The 22604-nt window shown below is 28.6% G+C and carries 20 protein-coding genes, 2 tRNA genes and 1 riboswitch; of the genes, 10 read left to right on the plus strand and 12 right to left on the minus strand.

Annotation, left to right across the window (positions count from 1 at the left end; genetic code table 11):
- The first annotated feature begins 61 nt into the window (after positions 1-61).
- Positions 62-970, plus strand: coding sequence for a nuclear transport factor 2 family protein (locus GFU93_RS01910; protein ID WP_160566698.1), 909 nt, complete (start codon positions 62-64; stop codon positions 968-970).
- 137 nt (positions 971-1107) lie between these two features.
- On the opposite strand, the gene GFU93_RS01915 is transcribed toward GFU93_RS01910, so the two are convergent.
- From GFU93_RS01915 to GFU93_RS01925, 3 genes are all read right to left on the minus strand, one after another.
- The gene (locus GFU93_RS01915; protein ID WP_160566701.1) at positions 1108-2829 is read right to left on the minus strand and encodes a T9SS type A sorting domain-containing protein; all 1722 of its coding nucleotides are present in this window, start codon (positions 2827-2829) and stop codon (positions 1108-1110) included.
- 156 nt (positions 2830-2985) lie between these two features.
- Positions 2986-4770, minus strand: a complete 1785-nt coding sequence (locus tag GFU93_RS01920; protein ID WP_160566704.1) for a T9SS type A sorting domain-containing protein — start codon at positions 4768-4770, stop codon at positions 2986-2988.
- 552 nt (positions 4771-5322) lie between these two features.
- On the minus strand, positions 5323-7011 hold the full coding sequence (locus tag GFU93_RS01925; RefSeq protein WP_160566706.1) for a T9SS type A sorting domain-containing protein: 1689 nt from the start codon (positions 7009-7011) through the stop codon (positions 5323-5325).
- A gap of 387 nt (positions 7012-7398) precedes the next feature.
- On the opposite strand from GFU93_RS01925, the gene GFU93_RS01930 reads away from it, so the two are divergent.
- Positions 7399-7899 (plus strand): endonuclease V, encoded by a 501-nt coding sequence (locus GFU93_RS01930; protein WP_160566709.1) that lies wholly within the window; start codon positions 7399-7401, stop codon positions 7897-7899.
- A gap of 256 nt (positions 7900-8155) precedes the next feature.
- On the opposite strand, the gene GFU93_RS01935 is transcribed toward GFU93_RS01930, so the two are convergent.
- Positions 8156-8228 (minus strand) — tRNA-Lys (locus GFU93_RS01935).
- 46 nt (positions 8229-8274) lie between these two features.
- Positions 8275-8347, minus strand: a tRNA-Lys gene (locus GFU93_RS01940).
- Between the two features lie 114 nt (positions 8348-8461).
- Here GFU93_RS01940 and GFU93_RS01945 point away from each other — a divergent pair.
- On the plus strand, positions 8462-8980 hold the full coding sequence (locus tag GFU93_RS01945; RefSeq protein ID WP_160567200.1) for a shikimate kinase: 519 nt from the start codon (positions 8462-8464) through the stop codon (positions 8978-8980).
- 13 nt (positions 8981-8993) lie between these two features.
- Here the strand turns inward: GFU93_RS01945 and GFU93_RS01950 are convergent, their stop codons facing one another.
- Entirely contained in the window at positions 8994-9371 is a 378-nt protein-coding gene (locus GFU93_RS01950) for an RNA-binding S4 domain-containing protein (RefSeq protein ID WP_105297909.1), read from the minus strand.
- 72 nt (positions 9372-9443) lie between these two features.
- Here GFU93_RS01950 and GFU93_RS01955 point away from each other — a divergent pair, with 72 nt between their 5' ends.
- Positions 9444-10142 (plus strand): hypothetical protein, encoded by a 699-nt coding sequence (locus tag GFU93_RS01955; RefSeq protein WP_160566712.1) that lies wholly within the window; start codon positions 9444-9446, stop codon positions 10140-10142.
- 58 nt (positions 10143-10200) lie between these two features.
- Here GFU93_RS01955 and GFU93_RS01960 read toward each other — a convergent pair whose 3' ends face one another.
- Positions 10201-10350 carry a hypothetical protein gene (locus tag GFU93_RS01960; RefSeq protein ID WP_160566715.1) on the minus strand — a complete coding sequence of 50 codons (150 nt, stop codon included), beginning with the start codon at positions 10348-10350 and terminating at the stop codon, positions 10201-10203.
- A gap of 190 nt (positions 10351-10540) precedes the next feature.
- Positions 10541-11101: a 1-acyl-sn-glycerol-3-phosphate acyltransferase gene (locus tag GFU93_RS01965; protein ID WP_160566717.1), complete on the minus strand. Its 561-nt coding sequence runs from the start codon at positions 11099-11101 to the stop codon at positions 10541-10543.
- Positions 11102-11599: 498 nt separating this feature from the next.
- Here GFU93_RS01965 and GFU93_RS01970 point away from each other — a divergent pair, with 498 nt between their 5' ends.
- Entirely contained in the window at positions 11600-12553 is a 954-nt protein-coding gene (locus tag GFU93_RS01970; RefSeq protein WP_160566720.1) for a glycosyltransferase family 2 protein, read from the plus strand.
- 3 nt (positions 12554-12556) lie between these two features.
- Positions 12557-13582 (plus strand): glycosyltransferase family 2 protein, encoded by a 1026-nt coding sequence (locus tag GFU93_RS01975; protein ID WP_160566722.1) that lies wholly within the window; start codon positions 12557-12559, stop codon positions 13580-13582.
- A gap of 99 nt (positions 13583-13681) precedes the next feature.
- Here the strand turns inward: GFU93_RS01975 and GFU93_RS01980 are convergent, their stop codons facing one another.
- The gene (locus GFU93_RS01980) at positions 13682-13918 is read right to left on the minus strand and encodes a hypothetical protein (protein WP_105297914.1); all 237 of its coding nucleotides are present in this window, start codon (positions 13916-13918) and stop codon (positions 13682-13684) included.
- Between the two features lie 19 nt (positions 13919-13937).
- A complete protein-coding gene (locus GFU93_RS01985) occupies positions 13938-14270 on the minus strand; it encodes a MerR family transcriptional regulator (protein ID WP_105297915.1) in 333 nt (110 codons plus the stop codon).
- A 118-nt stretch (positions 14271-14388) separates the two neighbouring features.
- Positions 14389-14588: riboswitch (cobalamin riboswitch) on the plus strand.
- Between the two features lie 174 nt (positions 14589-14762).
- Here GFU93_RS01985 and GFU93_RS01990 point away from each other — a divergent pair.
- From GFU93_RS01990 to GFU93_RS02000, 3 genes are all read left to right on the plus strand, one after another.
- Positions 14763-16745 (plus strand): TonB-dependent receptor, encoded by a 1983-nt coding sequence (locus tag GFU93_RS01990; RefSeq protein WP_221411312.1) that lies wholly within the window; start codon positions 14763-14765, stop codon positions 16743-16745.
- On the plus strand, positions 16742-17872 hold the full coding sequence (locus GFU93_RS01995) for a YncE family protein (protein ID WP_160566725.1): 1131 nt from the start codon (positions 16742-16744) through the stop codon (positions 17870-17872). The genes GFU93_RS01990 and GFU93_RS01995 overlap by 4 nt, the downstream gene beginning before the upstream one ends.
- 342 nt (positions 17873-18214) lie before the next feature.
- Entirely contained in the window at positions 18215-19609 is a 1395-nt protein-coding gene (locus GFU93_RS02000) for an NADH-quinone oxidoreductase subunit N (protein ID WP_160566728.1), read from the plus strand.
- 253 nt (positions 19610-19862) lie between these two features.
- Here the strand turns inward: GFU93_RS02000 and GFU93_RS02005 are convergent, their stop codons facing one another.
- Complete coding sequence (locus tag GFU93_RS02005; protein ID WP_160566731.1) at positions 19863-20951, minus strand: agmatine/peptidylarginine deiminase; 1089 nt, start codon at positions 20949-20951, stop codon at positions 19863-19865.
- A 99-nt stretch (positions 20952-21050) separates the two neighbouring features.
- Between GFU93_RS02005 and GFU93_RS02010 the strand changes: the two genes are divergently transcribed.
- Positions 21051-21509, plus strand: a complete 459-nt coding sequence (locus GFU93_RS02010; protein WP_303848781.1) for a GtrA family protein — start codon at positions 21051-21053, stop codon at positions 21507-21509.
- A 168-nt stretch (positions 21510-21677) separates the two neighbouring features.
- On the opposite strand, the gene GFU93_RS02015 is transcribed toward GFU93_RS02010, so the two are convergent.
- Positions 21678-22598, minus strand: coding sequence for an LD-carboxypeptidase (locus tag GFU93_RS02015; RefSeq protein WP_160566734.1), 921 nt, complete (start codon positions 22596-22598; stop codon positions 21678-21680).
- Between the last annotated feature and the right edge of the window lie 6 nt (positions 22599-22604).

Below are 22604 nucleotides of genomic sequence, written 5' to 3' on the forward strand. Positions count from 1 at the left end.
TAATAAATTAAAAATACCTATAAGTGAATTGATGAATAATAAATAATAAATTTTTAATAATATGAAAAAAATAAGTTATCTAGCAGCGGTAGTCGGAATAGCTTTGTTGGCAGTTTCTTGCAACCAAACTAAAAAAGAACCTGTTGAAGCTACGGATCAAACGATCACTGAAAAGGTAGAAGATCTTACCGCGGAAAACGAAGAACCCTCTAATAAAGAAAAAGTTAGGGAGTTACTTTCTTCATTTAGCACAGGAAATGAAGCACCGTTAAAATACATTAACCCAAATAAGTATATTCAACACAATTTGGGAGCAGCTGACGGCGTTGAAGGTTTTAAGACCCTTGTGAAAAGTTTATCAGCTTCTAAACCGAGTGTTAACATTGTACGTATGTTAAGTGACGGGGATTATGTTGTTGCCCAAACGGAGTATGGGTATAAAACTCCAACTGTTGGATTTGATATCTTCCGTTTTGAAAACGGATTAATTGTAGAACATTGGGATAATTTACAAGCTGAACAACCGAAGAATCCAAGTGGACATACGTTAACAGATGGGGATACTACTATCAAAAAAACCGATGAGACCGGATTGAAAGCAAACAAAGCAGTAGCCGAAGGTTTTGTTACGGATGTATTGATGGGTAAAAATCCTTCCAACTTGGAAAATTATTTTAACGGAAATAATTACATTCAACACCACCCACTCATTGGTGACGGGTTAGACGGATTAAAAGCCGGCTTAGAGAAATTGAATAAAATGGGACTTACTTTCAAATATACTCAAATTCATAAAATCTTAGGAGAGGGAAATTTTGTATTAGTAGTTTCTGAAGGCATAATGGCCAATAAACCCACTTCTTTCTATGATTTATTCAGAATTGAAAATGGTAAAATTGCTGAACATTGGGATATTGTGGAAACCATACCTGCGAATGCTGAGCATAAAAATAAAAACGGTAAATTCTAATTGATAATTATCGATAAGATTTGTTAAAAATATTAGATATATTAAAAAATACTTTTAAAAATCTTACTAATTTGTTAAATTTAATTTATATAAAAAAACCTGCTAAAAAGCAGGTTTTCACTTTTTTAAATTTTAAATTATTTTTTAATAATTTTCTTAGAAAGAATTCCCTGATCGGTTGTAAGGTTTACGATATAAATTCCCGCAGGTAAATCTTGTAAATCCAATTCGTTATTTATTACCCTTAGATATTTTTTAATTTCTTTTCCTGCATAATTGTAAACACTTGCCGATGTTACATTTGCTGTAGTATTTATTTTTAATATATCTATTACCGGATTAGGAAATAGTTGTATCGATTCTGTTTCATTTTTTTGAGGACCTACCCACACAAATCCTTCCGGTATATTTTCATTTATATTTTTTGAAGCAAATGATACGGTATTTTTTATCTTTACTTCATATTCTAAAACAAAATTTGGAATTAATTCATTTTTCATTTTACAAATCAAAGTTTTGCCTGCATTTTCCGGGCCGGCATAAAATTTACCTTTTAGCGCATACGTGCCGACTTCTTGTTGAGTTGTTTTATCATACCAGGTATAGGTGGTATATTTTCCATCAATACTAAATTCTGAAGATAAATCTATCAATTCAAAAATACCTTTAGCTCCTCCTTGAAGCGTTGCTTGCGGGCTTAATTTTAAGTTATTAATTGTAAGAAAATTACCTTTTAAAGTGGATAACTTTAAATTGTTATTAATTCCTTTTAAGCTACTTATCTTATGAACTTTTGGAACTAGCAATTGAGCTATCTTATTGTTATTAAAATAAAAGTATTTTAAATTAAAATTTTTAGAGACATCTAAATTTGTTAATTGATTAGATTCACAATATAAAGCATCTAAATTAACATTTTTTGTTACATCTAAAGATTTTAATTGATTTCTATCACAAATTAATTCTTTCAAATTAACATTTTTTGATACATCCAAGACTGTTAATTGATTTTCAAAACAACGTAAATTTTTTAAATTAACATTTTTTGATACATCCAAGGTTGTTAATTGATTTGAATAACAAAATAAATCATTTAAATTAACATTTTTTGATACATCCAAAGTAGTTAATTGATTATAAAAACAACCTAAATATGTTAAATTAACATTTTTAGACACATCTATAGTTGTTAATTGATTCATATAACAATTTAAATATGTTAAATTAATATTTTTAGATACATCCAAAGCTTTAAGCTTATTGTAATAACATTTTAATTGTTTCAAATTAACATTTTTAGATATATCCAAGAATGTTAACGGATTAAAACTACAATTTAAATTTATTAGATTAACATTTTTAGATACATCCAAAGTTTTTAATTGATTTCCATCACAATATAATTCTGTTAGATTAACATTTTTAGATACATCCAAGGATGTTAAGTAATCCCCATCACAATCTAAATATTCTAAATTCTTAAAATATCTTCCATCAAAAACTCCATTAAAGAATTTGGCGCCTATATTTAATTTAGTTAAAACTTTAAAATTATTACTAGTTTTCCATGTAAATACTCCGGATAATTTTGTAAAAATAACCTCCGGATTACCATTAATAGCCTTAGCCATTTCTTCCCAGGTTAATCCCGCCAGTTCATAATTCCATTTTTGTTTATTTTCCGAATATTGCATAAAAAAATTCAATATTCCATATACATCCATCGCGTCGTAATTGGTGGTTGTGGATATTACAAAATGTTCTCTCAAGTAATTTTCTTGTTTAGAAATATCAACTGTTGCCAACATTGGTGTGGTTATAAAACACCACAATAAAATAAAAAGTAGATTTTTTTTCATAACATTTTTTTATTTATTATTTATGTATGCTAATATAATATATTTATTTTTATTTTAACCTTGTTTGAAAATAAATATTTTAATTTTTATTCTATAATTTATTTTCAATAAAAAAAACCTGCTGTATAGCAGGTTTTCACTCTTTTAATTTTTAAATTATTTTTTTATGATTTTCTTAGAAAGTATTCCCTGATCGGTTGTAAGATTTACAATATAAATTCCCGCAGATAAATCTTGTAAATCCAATTCATTATTTATTATCCTTAGATATCTTTTAACTTCTTTTCCTGCATAATTGTAAACACTTGCTGATGTTACCTTTGCTGTAGTATTTATTTTTAATATATCTATTACCGGATTAGGAAATAATTGTATTGATTCTGTTTCATTTTTTTGAGTATCTACCCATACAAAACCTTCCGGTATGTTTTCTTTTATATTTCTTGATGCAAAAGATACGGTATTTTTTATCTTTACTTCATATTCTAAAACAAAGTTTGGAAATAATTCATTTTTCATCTTACAGATCAAAGTTTTGCCTGCATTTTCCGGACCGGCATAAAATTTACCTTTTAGTGCATAGGCGCCGACTTCTTGTTGAGTTGTTTTATCATACCAGGTATAAGTAGTATATTTTCCATCAATAGTATATTCTGATGATATATCCAACACTTCAAAAATACCTTTAGCCCCACCTTGAAGCGTTGCTTGCGGGCTTAATTTTAAAGATTTAATTGTAAGAAAATTCCCTTTTAAAGTGGATAGCTTTAGATTGTTATGATCACCAGTTAATTCACTTATTTTATGAACTTTCGGAATAAGCAATTGAGCTATCTTATTATCACTAAAATATAAATATATTAAATTCACATTTTTAGAGACATCTAAATTTGTTAATTGATTCGAATAACAATTTAATGTTGTTAAATTAGGATTTTTAGAGACATCTAAGGTTGTTAATTGATTCAAATTACAATTTAAAATTTTTAAATTAACATTTTTAGATACTTCCAAGGTGGTTAATTGATTGGAATAACAATATAATTCTGTCAAGTTAACATTTTTAGATACATCTAAAGCTTTTAGCTTATTGGAATAACAATCTAAAAAAGTTAGTTTACTATTTTTAGATACATCTAAGGTTGTTAATTGATTGAAATTACAATTTAAACTATACAAATTTACATTTTTAGAGATATCCAAGGTTGTTAATTGATTCGAAAAACACTTTAAAACAAATAAATTAACATTTTTAGATACATCCAAGGCGGTTAGTTGATTTGAATAAATATTTAAAAGCATTAAATTAACATTTTTAGATACATCCAAGGACTTTAGCTTATTGGAATAACTATATAATTCTTTCAAATTAACGTTTTTAGATATATCCAAGGTTGTTAACTGATTGGAAGAACAATTTAAATAAATTAAATTAAGATTTTTGGATAGATCTAAGATTTTTAATTGATTCGAATTACAATATAAACCCTTCAAATTAACATTTTTAGTTACATCTATAGTCGTTAATCGATTGCCAGTACAATATAATGTTTCTAAGTTCTTAAAATAATTGCCATTGAAAACTCCATTATAATTTTTGTAGTTTAAATTTAATTGAGTTAAAACTTTTAAACTATTGATATTTTTCCAACCAAATTTTCCGGATAATTTGGTAAAAATAACCTCCGGATTACCATTAATAGCCTTAGCCATTTCTTCCCAGGTTAACCCCGCCAGTTCATAATTCCATTTTTTTTCACTTTCCGAATATTGCATAAAAAAATTCAATATTCCATATACGTCCATTGCGTCATAATTGGTGGTAGTGGATGCAACAAAATGTTCTCTCAAGTAATTTTCTTGTTTAGAAATATTATCTGTTGCCAACAGTGGCGCAGTTATAATACAAGACAATAAAATAAAAAGTAGATTTTTTTTCATAACATTTTTAATTATTTTATATTAATTATGCTAATTTAGTATATTTATTTTTATTTTAACCTTATTTAAAAATAAATATTTATTTTATGAATTATTTTACCCTCTATTTTCAATTAAAAAAATTTATCACTTTACAATATCAGATCAACTATTTTTCACATAAAAAAACCTGCTAAATAGCAGGTTTTTTTTATTATTTATTGGATTATTTCACTTGTTCGACTTTTAATTAAAATATATAAATGTCGGAAAGAGTACCGGACCAAGTTTATTATTTCAATAATTTTAGAAAAGTATAATTCCTTTAATATAAAGCTTGTGCTGGATGAACTCTTACATAGTTTTAGTTAATAAATTCTAAAATTTTCATTATAAGGATTTGATTTAACAATTTTTACATCAAATGTCTGTTTAATCTAAAAAATTTTAATTTCAGTGAAAGTGATATAATTAAATCCATTCATCTCAGTTTCTTTATTATTCTTACCTTATTTAAACCAAAAAACCTGCACATCGGCAGGTTTAAATTTTAATTATCTATTATGTTTCTTATTAATCTTTAAAAATTATTTTAGAAATAATGCCCTGATCTGTTTTAAAGACCAACAAATAGGTTCCCGTTGGTATATCTTGCAAATTCACAGCATTATGGATAAAAGATGGAAATCTCTTAACTTCTTTACCAGAAAAGTTATAAACACTTAATGAATGTATTTTAATTGTAGAATTTATTTTTAATACATCTATAATCGGATTTGGATAAACTTGAATTAAATCAGCTAAAATAGCATCTGGTCCCGTTAATTTAAATTCCGAAGGAATCGTTGAGTCTGGCGCCCCCTCATAATTGATTGAATTGGATATTCTTACTTCATATTCTAACTCTAAAGAAGGAAATAACTCATTTTTCATTTTGCATATCAACGTTTTACCTATATTAGAAGGTCCGGCAATAAATAATCCTCTTAGCCTATACATACTTACTTCTTGATTAGTAGCTTTATCATACCAGGTATAAGTGGTTATTGTATTATTAATATCATATTCTGAAGATAGATTTATTATTTCAACAAAACCTTTTGTACCTCCTTTTATAATTTCTTGAGGATTTAATTTAAAATTTTTTACTGTTCTGAAGTCTTTACCTTTTAATGTTGAAAATTTTAACTGATTATGGTGACACTCTAACAAATACATATTTTGGGTGGTACTTGTTGTTGATACATCTATAGATGTTAATTGATTATTAAATAAACTGACGGTTACTAAGTTGGGCGTATTCGAAATATTCAATGTGGCTATTTGGTTATTCGCAGAAAATAACCTACCTAACTTAGGTTTATTAGAAACATCTAAAGAAGTTAGTTTATTGTCATGGCAATATAATTGTAATAGTTTAGGATTATTTGACACATTTAATGAAGTTAAATTATTTTTATAACAATATAAATACTCCAAATTAGGATTATTAGAAAATTCTAAAGTGGATAATTTATTATATGCACAGCCCAAATTGTTTAAATTAGGATTATTAGATAAATCTAAAACTTTTAAATTATTATAATCACAACTTAATTTTTCTAATTTATTAAGATTTGACACATCCAATTTTGATAAGGAACATGACCAGCAATATAGTACAATTAAATTAACATTTTTAGAAACATCTAAAAATTTAAGATCATGGTTATTAAAACATTCTAATTTTTTTAAATTTATATTATTGGATACATCTAAACCTTGTAACCAATTACTTGAACAAACTAACTCAACTAAATTTAAATTTTTGGAAACATCAATTTTATGAAAGTTATTTGAGTCAAAACTTATGGATTCTAAATTTTTAAAAAATTTTCCATCAAATTTTTCGTGAAGTTTATTCTTAGTTCCTCTTAATTTACCATTGTAAACTATTTTTGTCAAAACCTGATAACCATCTTTTTCTTTCCATGTAAACATTCCGGGTATTTTGTTTAAAATAGCTTCCGGATTACAAGGAATTGCTTTAACTAAATCTTCCAAGGTTAACCCTACTGCCTCATAATTCCAAATATGTGAATCTTCTGAATATTGCATTAATAAATTCAATATTCCCAGTAAATCCATGGGATCATAATTTAAAGTAGAAGTTGAAACAAAGTTACCATGCACATTTTTTTCGTTTTCCGATACTGATCCCTGTACCCATAAAGGTGTAGATAGCATACACCATAATAAAACATAAAGTAGATTTTTTTTCATATTAGTATTATTTTTTAAATTTAGGCTAATTTAAGATAATTAATACATGTATAAAAATTTATAAGTATAAATCATTAAATTATTTTTTAATTTGAATAATACAATTACTTATTTCTTATAGGGTCCATTATATTAAATGAAATCTAATTACTATATCAATTTTAATTAAACTCAATACAGACACCAACATATTTTTAAAAATTTTTCTTTAAAAAAATAATGACAACAGTTAAATTTTTTAAGGATTTAAGTACTCTTAACAATACATTCCGTAATTAACCACCGTTAAAAAGAGGATTAGTCGTTAATCTTAAAATTTAATTTGAAAATTTCTGTTTAATAAGATAATAAGAAATTACTTTTGAAATAAATTAAAATTAAATAAAAATGAAACTTGCTATTGATGTTTATTACTATCCTAACCGTGCAAAAGTTGTGGGTATACTATTTAAAAACTGGGATCAACCCATTCCTAATGACTTAATTACTACTTATATTTATGAAATATCTGAATATGAATCGGGATTGTTTTATAAAAGAGAGCTTCCTTGTATTTTAGAGTTATTGAAACAAATAAATTTAAAAGATATGAGTCTGATTATAGTTGACGGCTTCGTATATTTAGATGACACCCATCGGCCGGGCTTGGGTAAATACTTATTTGATGCATTGGAAAAGAAAATTCCAATTATAGGGGTAGCTAAAAATCCTTTTTCTACCGGCAAGTCTATTGTTCAGGAAATAACAAGAGGCGAAAGTAAAAAGCCCTTATATATTAGTTCTGTCGGAATTTCACTTAATGGAGCTTCTCAATGTATTCAAAATATGCATGGTAATTATAGAATTCCCACCCTCCTTAAATTATTAGATCAAGAAACCAGAAGATAATTCAAACAATAAATTTTTACAATATAAAGTTAAATTTTTAGATAATAGTAAGACAAAAATTTTTGCACAAAAACTTCCAACAATATTTTTAATAACTTATTAGCCGTTAATTTAAAAAAATATTGAAATAGTATAAATGAATAAAATAAATACTAGAACTGAAGTCGAACTTTTTTTTTCTGTTGTTGTTTCTAGTTTGTTTACGTACGTGAAATAAAAAGAGCTACAAAAAATTTGTAACTCATTGATTTTTAAGTGACCCCGGAGAGGCTCGAACTCTCGACCCATTGATTAAGAGTCAATTGCTCTACCAACTGAGCTACGGAGTCATAAACAAGAAAAGCTTGAGAATCTCAAGCGCGAATTTTCAAAATGTGACCTGGCTGGGGCTCGAACCCAGGACCCCAACATTAAAAGTGTTGTGCTCTACCAACTGAGCTACCAGGTCTTTATTTAGTGTTTGCTAAGCATTTTCGTTTAGCGAGTGCAAATATAATGACTTTTTTTGGGTATGCAAATATATTTGGTAAAAAAATATGATATTTGTAAAAAATCTGATCGTATGGTTATTTCTTTATTGGGTTATATGGGAAGTGGGAAATCTACTGTTGGCAAATATCTTGCGAAATCTCTCAACATAACTTTTATTGATTTAGATGAGTATATTTCAACTCAAGAAAATAAGTCTATTCAAGAAATTTTTTCAATCCATGGAGAAATTTATTTTCGTAAAAAAGAAAATTTTTATCTGAATGAATTATTGAACGGTGACAATATAGTGTTGAGTTTAGGAGGAGGTACTCCTATTTATCATCGTAACATGGATAAAATTAAAGAAAAAAGCTTCTCGTTCTATTTAAAAATGAATGCTTCGGAATTAGCAAAAAGGTTAAGTAATGAAAAAGAACACCGCCCTCTTATTGCGCATTTAGAAGAAAAATCTTTACCGGAATTTATTGCCAAGCATTTATTTGAACGTTCAACATTTTATGAGTCGGCTGCTTATAAGATAGCGGTTAACCAAAAAACTCCGGAAGAAATAAGCAATGAAATTATAGCCGTTCTAAAAAATACTAATTAAACATTTAGTGTATTTATTCATCTTCCCATTCCAGAGTATAATCGTCTAATTCTCTCCTATCCTTTTTGGTGGGCCTGCCTAATCCTTTTTGCCTGTAATAGTTTTGCGTTTGTGTTCTTGATTTCATCATTTCAATCTGCTCAGGATCTGTCAGGTCTTTTATATATAAAGGAACCAATTTTGCCCCTACCCGATTGGGAGGAATTTGTATAACTTGGATCGTATAGTCAATCTGATTTTTTCTAATTTTATACGTTTCACCAACTAATATTTCTTTTGAAGGCTTCAAGGGAGCATCATCTAAAAATACACGGTTTTTCTTGCATTCTTCGGTAGCAATTGCCCGCGTTTTATAAAAACGCACACACCATAAAAATTTATCTATTCTCATTGATTGAAAAAATTGGTCTTTAAAATTAAATTTAATCGTAAATTAGCAACTAAATTAACATATTTTATTTACATGATTAAAAAATCCCTTTTAGCCGCCTGTATATTTTCACTTTTATTTTTTGTTTCGTGTGGTAGCGATGATAATAACGCCTCAACCTTATCCGTTGATGAGCAAAATACAGCAGATGATATGGCTATTGTTAATTTTTTAAATAACTATTATTTCGATGATCTTGGGAAAGTAACCAAATTTTCTGATACGGTTACTCCAACTGATAAAGAGCCTTTGAGCAAAAATGCAATAAAATCTCCTTTAGGGTACTGGGTAGTTAAAAATCCGAAGGCAGATCAGGGTATAAACACCTCCAATATAGCTGACGGTAAAAGCAATATACTTATTCATTATTCATTAAAATATTTTGTTGCAACTGAAGGAGGTAATGGATATTCAACCTTGAATACTTCATCAAGCACAATTGATAATTCAGGGGTTGCACAAGAAGACCCTTTCTTTTATAAAAAGCCCAAAAACGATACGATTCAAAGTGAAAACTATTATGTAATTAAAGGTATTGTTGACGGTTTAAAGAATTTCAAGCCAACTAATAAATCTAAAAATGACCTTTACCATGTATTACAAGGTTTAATTATCGTGCCTTCTCGATTGGCATACGGTAGAGAATCCAATTATATAAACAGTAAAGATGCTACATTCATTTTAAATTTTGAATTGTATAAAGTTTGCCCTCAAGATCAAACGTGTAATTAAATTTATATGTTGTTTGAATGTATTGTTCAGACAATCATATAACCACTGCTATCAACAATTAAGCTCTGTTGATTATTGATAGGGACAATTCTATGTTATCTCTAAACATCATATAGATTTGCTGAGCAGAATCAGTAAAATGTTCTTCTATATAATGCGGAAGGACATTGAAATCAATGACGTTTAATACGGTGCAAATCCAGATCATGAGTCTTATTACGATCATCCCTAACGTCGATATATGTTATATATTAATCAAAATTATAGGCAATAGTTATAAACAGAATATTCTTGTCGGAATTCTGATTTTACAAATAAAATCTGAAAGTTGCTCGATCGTCTCAGCAATATTAGAAGTCAAAAAATATTTTTATACCTAAGAATTTAGATAATCTAATTTAATAAATTTTAGGATTATAGTTTTCGGGAAATTTAGCCATTTCCGGTTTATAAAAGTCTTCTATTTGATCAAATATCTCTTCAATCGTTTGATCGCCAATATAAATTAATTTGGAAACACCGGTTACTTTATTTTTATAATCGGCATAGGCTAGAGCTATAGGAACATTCGCTTGCTTAGCTATATAGTAAAAACCTTTTTTCCATTGTAAGGCACGGGAGCGAGTGGCTTCCGGAGTATTTATTAAAGCCATCGAATCGGAATTTTTAATTAGTTCCGATGAATATTGAACCAAATTATTCCATTGACTTCGATCGACTCCTAAACATCCGAGTGCTTTGAAAAAGAATCCATACCATGGTTTGGTATAAGCATCTTTAATCATTACTTTATAAGGAATTTTTAAACACCAAAAACTGGCTAAACAATAATATAAATCCCAATTAGAGGTATGAGGTGCACAAATTAATACGCATTTTCTTAATTCATTAACAGGTACTTCATTTTTAAATCTCCATCCCATAACGAACAGCATTAACCTTCCTAGTAATTTTTTCATAATTTGATTACTTATTAAAAATAATTAAAAAGTTCAGTTAATTTACATTAACTGAACTTTTTCACATGTATATAATTTTCTAATTAACTTAACATTGACATTATGTAATCCATAATAACTAACACCATCTTAAAAAGAATTTGTACCATGATCTATTTATTTTTTTCTGAATTAATTAAAACACTAAACTAAAAAAGTTATATTCAGGTGCTCTACATACTGTTATAAAAACCTGAGCTTTAATTATCAGAATCTCTACTATATATGAACGCCCTAAATTTTTTGCTAAATTAAAAATTTTCTTTGAATTTAACTCAAATTAATTATAAATATCTTAATGGAATTTTATTTATATTTTTAATTACTCCTATACATTTTTCGTTGCGGATACCTATAAGTTGACGTAAGACTCACTTTCTAAAATTTTTTATCTTAAAAAAAGCTGATATACACGGTTTAATTAAAAATATTTTACTTTTGTATTTATATATCTTACTTATGACTCCCTTGGTATCGGTTATTATGGCTGCATACAATGCAGAAAAACATATATCTGCATCAATTGAATCGGTAATCAATCAAACGTATGCTAATTTTGAATTGCTGGTTATTAATGATGGCTCATCCGATAGAACTCAATCAATTGTAGAACAATTTTGTAAAAGAGATTCCCGAATCAAGCTTATTAACAATGATAAAAACTTATTTGTTATAAAATCTCGTAATATCGGAATTGAAAATGCTAAAGGTAAATATTTGGCCATATTAGATGCTGATGATCTTGCATTACCCAATCGATTGGAAAAACAAGTTGAATTTCTGGAGAATAATCCTGATGTATTTTTAATTGGTAGCAGTGCCCATATAATTGATGAAAACAATACTATTAGTAATGACTTTATAGCTTTAACCGATTATCATGAATTAAAAAGAAATATTCTCAAAAACAATTTATTCTATCATTCTTCTATACTATTTAGAAACGAAAAAGTTTTTTATCGAGAAAAAATGATTTATTCGGAAGACTATGATCTCATCTTACGGTTATTTTCAGAAGGTAAAAAAATTGTAAATCTACCTGATATTTTAATATCATACAGACAAACCAACCATTCACTTTCAAAAACCAAAAACAGACTAGTGCAATGGTTGTTTATCAATAAAGCCCGTGAATTTTATAAAGAAAGGCTCAGTATTGGTAAAGACAGTTATGATGCGTTTAATCCACAATCATTTATTAATATAGAAGATATTCATTGCCCAATTAATAAAAAAGATTTGTTATATGCCATGAAAATTTGTTTTTACAGAAAAGATGCAAACCAATTAAAATTTTTAGTAAAAAAATATCGTAAGTATTATCCTATATCTTTAGATTATTTACTTTATTCTTTATCTTCCCTAAATAAAAATACTTTTAATCTCATTTGTAAAATTTATTCCAAACTTTAAACTATGGATATTTTAATTAAATCTTTTAACCGCCCCTTTTATTTGGACAGATGCTTAGCCAGTATCCAAAAATATGTAGTGGGTACTTATTCAGTTAAAGTATTAGATGATGGAACTCCTGAAAAATATTTAAATAAAATTAAATTAAAGTATCCATCCATTAAAATTATAAAATCTGAAAATTATACAGAAAAGGAAGAAGCAATTAAAGAAAATTTAAAGTCAGGAAAAGATATAAATGGTTTTAAAATTCCTACTCAACTGTGGATCAATTCAGTAAAAGAAGCTTCAGATTATTTCATTATAACGGAAGATGATGTTTGGTTTACGAGAAAAATTAATGTGAATGAAATCAATGAAGTAATGGAAAAAGAAAATATATCCTTACTCAAATTAGGTTGGTCGGGAAATAAAAATTTTGTTGATCAGTTTAAACATGATAAAATCAATTCCGATATAATTTCCATTTATCCGGATCTTTTTACTGCTCCTCCTTTCATTCTGAAATGTTTTTTTTATAATAAATATAAGTTTTTTAGTATTTTATATAAATTGGGTTTGGTATCTAACACTACTAAAACTAAATATTGGATATTAATTTCAATACTTATGGGTGTTCATAAAAAAGAATTTTGGCTTAAAACTTGGGAAAATATTAATGGAAAAGTTGATGAAAAAAAACAATTATACAATGCTACCCTGTATTTTAGAAAGCATAAACACAAAAACATGATCGCTCAATTAAATCATGAAGTTATGAAAACTACGTTTAATTCTTCTGCTACCAATTCCTATCATAATTATGGATTTGATTTTGATGTTAATCAACTTAATTATTTAATTAATGAAAAATGGTATAATGATGCATTTGATCCCATGCAAAATTTTCCTAAGGATTTCTCAGAAGATTACATCCTATCATTTTTGAAAATTGAAAATAACCAAAAAATAAAACCGGAAGAATGGAAAAAATGGTCAGAAAAATTTAAAAATCAATATAGGATTCAGGGGTGTGTTGTTGATGATTAAAAATATCATTTATTAAATTAATCAAATCAAAGAGCAAAAAAAATAAGCAGTGATTTACTGCTTACTTTTTTTAATATCATAAATTAATCTAAGAAGTCATTACTCCTCTTCATCATCTTCGTATTTTTCGATTTCAGCATCGCAAAAATCGAATGCTTGTTGAATCAATGAATTTACTTCATTAGCAACCTCTTCCTCTTCTCCTTCCAAATCATCAAACCATTCAACCTCCTCTTCTTCTACATTTAATATAAATCTAGGATACTCTGTATGCACAACAAATAAATCTTCAGGAAAATCTGAATTGTCTGCCATTAAAAACTTAGGTAATTTCATATTGTCTTTATTTAAATTTTTATTCGTCTAATAATTCTTTTAACTTAATTAATTCTGCCTTCACTAACTCTAAACGAGCAATGATTTCAACTTTTTTGGATAAATTTTTTTGTGATTGTAAAACAACTTTTGCTCCTTCTAAGGTATATCCTTTTTCTTTTACTAAATGAAAAATTATTTTAAAATTTTCAATATCTTTTGGGGTAAAAAAACGGTCACCTTTTTTATTCTTTTTGGGTGAAATACTATCAAATTCTTTTTCCCAAAACCTTATAAGTGAAGTATTAACATTAAAAGCCTGTGCTACTTCGCCTATAGAATAATATAATTTTTCAGGAAGTTGTACGTTCATTATTCAAATCTAATGATTTTTTAATTCAACTTACTATTGTTCGTTTAAAAAATTAATCTTTTTTTAGAATTATTAGTACTACCCAAATAATCTATAAGGATGCCCTAAAAATATTTATTTATATTTGCCTAAATTTGGTGATTGTTATTTACCGATAAATACGCAATCTTAAAAGGGAATTCGGTGAAAATCCGAAACAGGCCCGCTGCTGTAATCTTCTAGTACGTTTTAAGAGATATACCACTGAGGAGTTGCTTTCTTGGGAAGGTTCTTAAAATGAAGTAAGTCAGAATACCTGCCAAATTTAACTATAGTTTTACAAGTTTACAAGCTTTCGTGGAACAAGGCTGAAACATTAAAAGCATTTCATATTCACTTTTCCTGTTTACTTTTCCGGAAACTAGTTTACTATATCTGTAATTTAAGATATTCGACTCCATGATGATGAACATCAATCATAAATATAGTGTATTTGCTTTTTTATTAAGCCTGATGAGTCCATTATCTTATTCCCAAGAAAAAAAAGACAGCATTACTGTAACAGAATTACAGGAAATACTGGCAACGGGAAAAAGAAATGATAAGGGAATAATTCCTTTCCAAGAATTGAAAGGAAAAGAATTAGAAAATCGAAACAGCTCTTCAGTAGCTGATGCCGTACGATTATTTTCAGGAATTCAACTTAAAGATTATGGAGGTGTAGGAGGAATGAAAACAGTTAACATTCGAGGAATGGGAAGCGAACACGTGGGGGTATTTTATGATGGAATAGCCATAGGAAATGCTCAAAATGGTATGGTTGACTTAGGAAAATTTTCCATGGATAATTTAGAATCAATATCAGTATACAACGGACAAAAAAGTCAAATTTTCCAACCCGCTAAAGATTTCGGCTCTGCGGGAAGTATCTATTTAACTACCAAACGTCCTGTTTTTACGGGTGAAAAAAAAACTAATATAGGTGCCACCTATCGTTCCGGATCGTTTCATTTAATTAACCCCTCCCTCCTATGGGAACAAAAATTATCCTCATTAATTTCATCTTCTCTTACTATGGAATATATTAATTCAGATGGAAAATATAAATTTCAACAAAAGAAAGGTAATTGGGATACGATCGCTGTAAGACAAAATGGTAACATAAGTGCTTTTCGAACAGAAGGAAATTTATTTGGTACCCTACCTAATGGTAAATGGAATCTGAAAGGATATTATTATGATTCAAGCAGAGGAATACCCGGTGCTGTTTTAAAGAATTCGTATAAAAGGTATCAGTTTGCTCAACAATGGGATCGTAATTTCTTTTTGCAGGGTTCTTTTGAAAAAATAATCAGCACAAAATACAGTATAGCATTAAACGCTAAATATGCTCATGATTTTACCCATTATAAAAATTTAGAGGTTTTTAATGACCCTATTTGGGGAAATAAATATTCCAATCGTATTAACAATACTTATAAGCAAGATGAACTATATATTTCATCTTCACAACTGTTTACTTTATTTTCTTTTTGGGATATTTCTGTATCTGCAGATTACCAACATAACGGAATGAATGCCGATTTAAAAAATTTCGCTTCTCCTTCGAGAAATACAGAAATGATCGCTTTAGCTACTGCTTTTCATTGGGATAAAATTAAAATTCAAACAAGTGTTTTAGGTACATTTGTACAAGATAAAACGAAACACATGAACGGTATGGGTACAGCTTCAGACAGAAATGAATTTACTCCTGCTGTTTTCTTAAATTACCAACCTTCACATTCTAAAGATATTAGCATTCATGGTTTTTACAAGAGAATTTTTAGAATGCCAACATTTAATGATTTATACTATACGGATTTTGGAAATTCAAATTTAAAACCGGAATATACTAATCAGTTTGATGCAGGTATTCGTATCAATAAAAACTTTACTTCCGGTAGTTTTACTCATTTTGATTTTACTATTGATGCCTATTATAATACGGTCAAAGATAAAATCATAGCTTATCCTAAAGGACAACAATTTCGTTGGACCATGTTAAATTTTGGTAAAGCACGTATAAAAGGGTTAGACTTATCTTCTAAGACTTCAATAGTAATAAAAAACGTTTTAGTTTCAACCCTGATAACCTATACGTATGAAGATGCACAAAATTTATCTTCTCCTATTTTAAATTATAAAAATCAACTTCCTTATATACCTTGGCACAGTGGGACACTTACTCTAGAAGCTGCTTACAGAGATTGGAATCTAAATTATAGCTTTATGTATACGGGAGAACGGTACAATTCTCCTTCAAATAATCCTGAAAATCATGTAAAAGCTTGGTATACTCATGATATACAACTTTCAAGAGAATTATTTTTAACTCATATCAAATGCAAAGCATCTTTACAAATCAATAATATTTTTAATAAATATTACGACATAGTAGCCAATTATCCCATGCCGGGTAGAAACTATACGATCATCATTAAATTAAACATATGAAAAAACTAGAAACTATGGTAGCAAGGAAATTTTTAGTACCAATTTTAGTAATTATTACAGGATTCATTGTTTCTTGTAGTAATGACGATTCATGGTCTGAAGATGATTCAAACATTATATCCCAACCGGATGCCAAAAAAGGGTTATATATTTTGAATGAAGGTAATTATCAACAAAACAACTCTTCTCTATCCTATTTTGATTATGACACAGCTGGTTTTTTTAATAACTATTTTACTAAAATCAACCCTGATCAAGGTGGATTGGGCGATACCGGTAATGATTTAAAAATTTATAAAGATAAAATGTATGCCATAATCAACGGTTCTAATTATGTTGAAATTATGGACGCTAAAACAGCCAAGCATATAGGAAAAATAACTATTCCAAATTGCAGATACATTACATTTAACGGCGACTATGCGTATGTGTCTTCATATGCCGGTTCTACTCCCAACGGACAAGGATATGTTGCCAAAGTTGATCTTACTAACGGCACCATTGTAAATGAAGTTACTGTCGGACGCAATCCGGAAGAAATGACTATTGTAAATAATAAGCTTTATGTTGCTAATTCAGGAGGATATTATTCTCCGGATTATGACACAACGGTTTCTGTAATTGACATGAACAGTTTTACAAAAATTAACGATATCGAAGTCGGTAAGAACTTACATAGAATACGAAAAGATAAGAATAATCATATTTGGGTTACTTCTAGAGGCGATTATGCTAATTTAAAACCTTTCGTTGCTGTTATTGATCCATCGACTGATCAAGTCATTAATAAACTGAATTTAGCGGTTTCTGACTTCACTTTTTATAAAGATAAACTTTATTTTTATGGATCGGAATATTCTTCAGGAAAAACTATAAATAATTATGGTATTATAAATATAGATACGCAAAAAGTGATAAGTTCCGAATTAATCAAAGAGGGTTCAAAGTCTGAAATTATGTCTCCGTATGGGATAATTGCCGATCCTGAAAATGGCAGCTTTTATATTGGAGATGCTATGGATTTTGTTTCCAATGGAAAAATATATTGTTTCTCAAAAAATGGCGACTTACAATGGTGGAAATCAACCGGCGTATCTCCCGGACATTTTGCCTTAGTAAGTAAATAATTTTTTTAAACTACTATAGCTTTAAAAAAGTAAAAAGATTGTTGATACAATCTTTTTACTTTTTTGGTACTATATCTTAATATCTACCTATTATATAGCATAAAAATATTGCCGGAAAACTGATGAAAAATGGGTAAATAAATAATACTATTACTAAGTGTTAGGATAAAATCTACAAATTGGCAAGGCATCTGAAATTTAAAACAACTTATTATATTTCATAAATTTATCAAATATATCGGCATTATTATAATACGATACTATTTTCATTTTTTAATTTCACAGTTTAATCAAAAATTGTAACTTTGGCAGCAAAACTTTACAAAAAATACTAAAAATATAATGAGCATCATCATCATTATTTTCGCAGCAGCCATTCTGAGTTTATATTCAGGTGTTTTCGGGCAAGGAAAATACTCTCAACCATTTGCAATTTTAGGATTACTTATCGCTTTGATCGTCTCTTTTTACGGAGATAGTCCTTTTTTCACACGATATGTGTCCATGTTTGCTTTTGATCAAACAGCCAAAATATTTACTCAAATATCTATTTTGACCACTTTGCTAATCGTATTCTTAGGAAAATATGCGTTTCGTCTCATAGATCATCATCAGGCAGAGGTATATAGCTTAATGCTTTTTGCACTTTGTGGCGGAATAGTCCTTTTCTCTTACCAAAATTTAATTACTTTATTTTTAGGTATTGAAATTTTATCTATTCCTTTATATGTATTAGCAGGAAGCAATAAGAATGACTTACGTTCCAATGAAGCTTCCATCAAATATTTCCTATTAGGAGCATTTGCAACCGGATTTTTACTTTTCGGAATTGCATTAATATACGGTATAACCGGATCTTTTGATTTACAAACTATTCGTTTATACAGCATACAAGCGACTCACTACCCTACTATGTACATAACCGGTATAATTCTATTGTTAGTCGGGTTATTGTTTAAAATATCCATAGTTCCTTTTCATTTTTGGGCTCCGGACGTATACGAAGGCTCTCCTTCCCTAATCACAGCTTTTATGGCTTCTGTGGTAAAAATATCAGGTTTTGTTGCTTTATATAAATTGGTTGAAACAGCTTTTATCGGTCAACTAAACCAATGGCAATATATAATTTTCTATGCAGCAATTTTAACGTTATTATCTGCCAATATTGTAGGTGTATTGCAAAAAAATGCTAAAAGAATGTTGGCATATTCCAGTATTTCGCATGCCGGTTATTTATTGCTAATTTATTTTAATACAGATGCTAATTCTATCTATACATTAGCATTCTATTTATTAGCTTATTCACTTTCAACTATAGGTGCTTTTATCAGCCTTATTTACATCGAAAGAATTTCAAATGGTATTACCGATATAAACGCTTTCAACGGATTGGCCAAGAAACAACCCATCTTAGCTTTGGTAACTACAATCTCTCTATTATCAATGGCAGGTATTCCGTTAACTTCCGGATTCATTGCTAAATTTACGTTGTTTTCACAAGCATTATATACTCAACCGATATTAGTCATTATAGCTATTATAGGATCTGCAATCAGTATTGGATACTATCTTAAGCTTATCATTGCCATGTATTTTAAACCGGGTTATAAAGAATTAAATGAAGCCAAAAAAGCTCCAATTATTTACAATGTTATAGCTGTTATATTGGTAATTTTAATAATCCTTTTGGGAGTTTATCCTGAACCTGTTTTTTCTTGTTTAGCTTTGGCTAATTAAGAAATAAACAGTTTTTAATGTTGAGCATTATAAGATTAGTTCAACAATATTATTTAAAAAAGATACGCATAATTATATCATACAAATAATTAAAGTCGCAATATAATTGCGACTTTTTTATTTATTTAAATTTGCTAAAAACTAGTATTTTTATCTCTCCATTTGTAAATTACAAAGTGTTATTTGTTTCGGATGATTTGGTTTAAAATTAAATCGTTAAAGAGATCCATTCCACTTTTTTAATTGATAGCTATTAAATCGCCGGTTCCTGCTGACTCAAACAATGGAAACTACCTAATCCCCAAATGATATCAGTGGAATCTATTCCTATTACATTTCTATTCGGAAAACATTTTTTTATGATATCCAACGCTTGTTTATCATTTTCACCATTAAAAATTGGTACAATCACAGATTTATTTGCTATGTAAAAATTTGCATAAGAAGCAGGTAAACGACATCCATCGTAATATACCGGTTCGGGCATAGGTAATTCTATTACTTGTAAAGGAGAACCATCGGGAAGTTTCATAGCTTTTAATTGTTTTAGATTTTGTTGTAATATGTGATAGTTTTCATCATTTTTATTATTTTCTACCACAGCAAGTACGGTATTTTCATTTATAAAACGTACGGTATCATCTATATGACCATCTGTATCATCGCCAACAATTCCCTCATCGATCCAAAGGACTTGATGTACTCCATAATAATTTTTCAGATATTCTTCGATTTGACTTTGATTTAAATGAGGATTTCTGTTTTTATTAAGTAGACATGACTTAGATGTTAGTACCGTTCCTTCACCGTTAAACTCAACGGAACCACCTTCCATCACTATGCCCGGATTAAAAACAGGTAATCTTTCTTCTTTGGCTATATGAAGAGGTATTTCATTATCCAAATCATAAGGAGGATATTTATCACCCCAGGCATTATAATTCCAATTTACAATGGCTTTTTTATGTTCTAATGAATGGGGATTAATTACAAACGCGGGACCATGGTCGCGACACCAAGCATCATTAGTAGGATGAATATAAAAATTGATCATATCCAAATTAGCATTTGTTTTTTCTATATAACTCATGGCAAAGTCTTTCATCTCAACACTAACCACATTTATATTAACTTCTTCCCCTTTAGATACTTCTGCTATAAATTGCGCATATGGGGCATAGATTTTTTCTATTTTACCCGGCCACGATAATTCTTTATGCGGCCAAGATAACCAAGTAGATTTATGAGGATAAAATTCAGCCGGAAAAAAGAATCCCAATTCTTTAGGAGTTTTATTTAAAAATTCTTGCGGAGTATATTTCATATAATCTTTGCTTGACATATTCAATCTATGTTTTAAATTATTATTTATTTAATCCAAAATTACAGAAATAAAAAAAATTAATCTATTTTTGTAAAAATTTTTAATAATTTCTATTAAGTGATCACTTCCATAAATAAGCACAAAAAACAATTAGTTTTGTTTTTTCTAGCAGGAGCCTTAAGTGCCGTAATTGAAATTTTTTGTATGAAATTACTAAGCTTGCCTAATATGCTGCCTCATTTTTTTTCCTTCGAAAACAAGTCTAACGCTTACCCATTATCCAATCTTTTATCTACAGGAGCGGGTATTTTAAGCAATTATTTTTTTAGCATTCGCTATGTTTTTGAACGAGGTAAACATTCCAGAAGAAAGGAATTTGTACTATTTTTTAGCCTTTCTATAATTACTATGTTTATGAGCTGGGGAGCATTTGCGTTTTTTCATTTCTTCGTTAACAAACCCATCAATTTTTACTTTTATACTATAGGAGACATAGTATTTTGTAAAGCTGCCGCTATTTTCGCAGTGTCTATAATCAATTATGTCGCAAAAAAGAAAATAGTATTTTCTAATTAATAATAATTTATAATCTTATAATCTAAATATAGTATTATATTTACTGTATTTAGGATTTTCATGCCTTGAGGTAAGTTTTAAGCTTACAGATGGTATTCCCTTTATATAGTGAAAAAAAGATCGTAATTCGATCTCATATATTTATTTTCTATAAACTATATCTATTGATTAAATTGTATTTCTAAGAAAAACCTTATCTTGTTGTATATCTAGAATTATTTTTCCTCCCATCATTAAGGCGCGTGTATCGAAAATATGCCCTCCGGGAAAACCAAATGCCATGGGAATATTGTATTTTTGAAATCGTAAAGCAATAATTTTATAGGCTTCTTGATCAAACGGTTCATCATAGAATTTATTTTCATCTTTTGAATCCATTTTCGTAAAAGCTCCTACCAATAATCCTTTAATTTTATTAAGTACTCCCGCTCTTTTCAATCCGATCAGCATTCGATCAATATGATAATAATTTTCGTACCAATCCTCCATAAATATAATTTTATCTTCCCAATGATCTAAGGATCTACTTCCTAACAGACTGTATAAAATCGATAGGTTGCCTCCTGTCAAAATTCCTTCAACTTTTCCTGGTTTATTAAAAGAAGTGCTTTCTATTTCATATTCAAGTTTTCTATTCTCTAAGGCATCCACAAGGGTTGTATAGGTTTCATCTGACTGTCCTTGCGGTAATGATTTACAAACGGTTGCATGTAAAGTAGGAATTCCTCTTCTATTAAAATGTTGATGAAAAACCGTATTATCCGAATATCCGATTAACCATTTAGGATTTTCTTTAAATTTATTCAATTTTAAAAAATCCACTAATTGCACTCCTCCATAGCCGCCTCGGGCAAACCATATAGCCTTAGCATGGGGATGATCTAATGCCCATTGCAAATCTTCCAACCTTTCTTTTACTGTTCCCGAATAATTATATCCGAAATAATAATGATTGAATGTATTTTTACCTATTTCATACTTCCAGCCTTGTTTAGTAATTAAATCTATTGCCGGTTGAATGTCCTCTTTTTTAACTGCTCCTGCCGGTGCTACAATTAAAATAGTATCTCCTTTTTTAATAGGTTTCATAAAATT

This window comes from Apibacter sp. B3546, assembly GCF_009827885.1.
Lineage (GTDB): Bacteria > Bacteroidota > Bacteroidia > Flavobacteriales > Weeksellaceae > Apibacter.

Excerpts from the sequence above, each read along its gene's own strand:
- GFU93_RS01930 (WP_160566709.1), top strand. The coding sequence starts at position 7,399 with ATGAAACTTGCTATTGATGTTTATTACTATCCTAACCGTGCAAAAGTT.
- GFU93_RS01995 (WP_160566725.1), top strand. The coding sequence starts at position 16,742 with ATGAAAAAACTAGAAACTATGGTAGCAAGGAAATTTTTAGTACCAATT.
- GFU93_RS01970 (WP_160566720.1), top strand. The coding sequence starts at position 11,600 with ATGACTCCCTTGGTATCGGTTATTATGGCTGCATACAATGCAGAAAAA.
- GFU93_RS01945 (WP_160567200.1), top strand. The coding sequence starts at position 8,462 with ATGGTTATTTCTTTATTGGGTTATATGGGAAGTGGGAAATCTACTGTT.
- GFU93_RS01965 (WP_160566717.1), bottom strand. The coding sequence starts at position 11,101 with ATGAAAAAATTACTAGGAAGGTTAATGCTGTTCGTTATGGGATGGAGA.
- GFU93_RS01985 (WP_105297915.1), bottom strand. The coding sequence starts at position 14,270 with ATGAACGTACAACTTCCTGAAAAATTATATTATTCTATAGGCGAAGTA.
- GFU93_RS01915 (WP_160566701.1), bottom strand. The coding sequence starts at position 2,829 with ATGAAAAAAAATCTACTTTTTATTTTATTGTGGTGTTTTATAACCACA.
- GFU93_RS01925 (WP_160566706.1), bottom strand. The coding sequence starts at position 7,011 with ATGAAAAAAAATCTACTTTATGTTTTATTATGGTGTATGCTATCTACA.
- GFU93_RS02005 (WP_160566731.1), bottom strand. The coding sequence starts at position 20,951 with ATGTCAAGCAAAGATTATATGAAATATACTCCGCAAGAATTTTTAAAT.
- GFU93_RS01920 (WP_160566704.1), bottom strand. The coding sequence starts at position 4,770 with ATGAAAAAAAATCTACTTTTTATTTTATTGTCTTGTATTATAACTGCG.
- GFU93_RS01910 (WP_160566698.1), top strand. The coding sequence starts at position 62 with ATGAAAAAAATAAGTTATCTAGCAGCGGTAGTCGGAATAGCTTTGTTG.
- GFU93_RS02015 (WP_160566734.1), bottom strand. The coding sequence starts at position 22,598 with ATGAAACCTATTAAAAAAGGAGATACTATTTTAATTGTAGCACCGGCA.
- GFU93_RS01955 (WP_160566712.1), top strand. The coding sequence starts at position 9,444 with ATGATTAAAAAATCCCTTTTAGCCGCCTGTATATTTTCACTTTTATTT.
- GFU93_RS02000 (WP_160566728.1), top strand. The coding sequence starts at position 18,215 with ATGAGCATCATCATCATTATTTTCGCAGCAGCCATTCTGAGTTTATAT.
- GFU93_RS01975 (WP_160566722.1), top strand. The coding sequence starts at position 12,557 with ATGGATATTTTAATTAAATCTTTTAACCGCCCCTTTTATTTGGACAGA.
- GFU93_RS01950 (WP_105297909.1), bottom strand. The coding sequence starts at position 9,371 with ATGAGAATAGATAAATTTTTATGGTGTGTGCGTTTTTATAAAACGCGG.
- GFU93_RS01960 (WP_160566715.1), bottom strand. The coding sequence starts at position 10,350 with ATGATCTGGATTTGCACCGTATTAAACGTCATTGATTTCAATGTCCTT.
- GFU93_RS01980 (WP_105297914.1), bottom strand. The coding sequence starts at position 13,918 with ATGAAATTACCTAAGTTTTTAATGGCAGACAATTCAGATTTTCCTGAA.
- GFU93_RS01990 (WP_221411312.1), top strand. The coding sequence starts at position 14,763 with ATGAGTCCATTATCTTATTCCCAAGAAAAAAAAGACAGCATTACTGTA.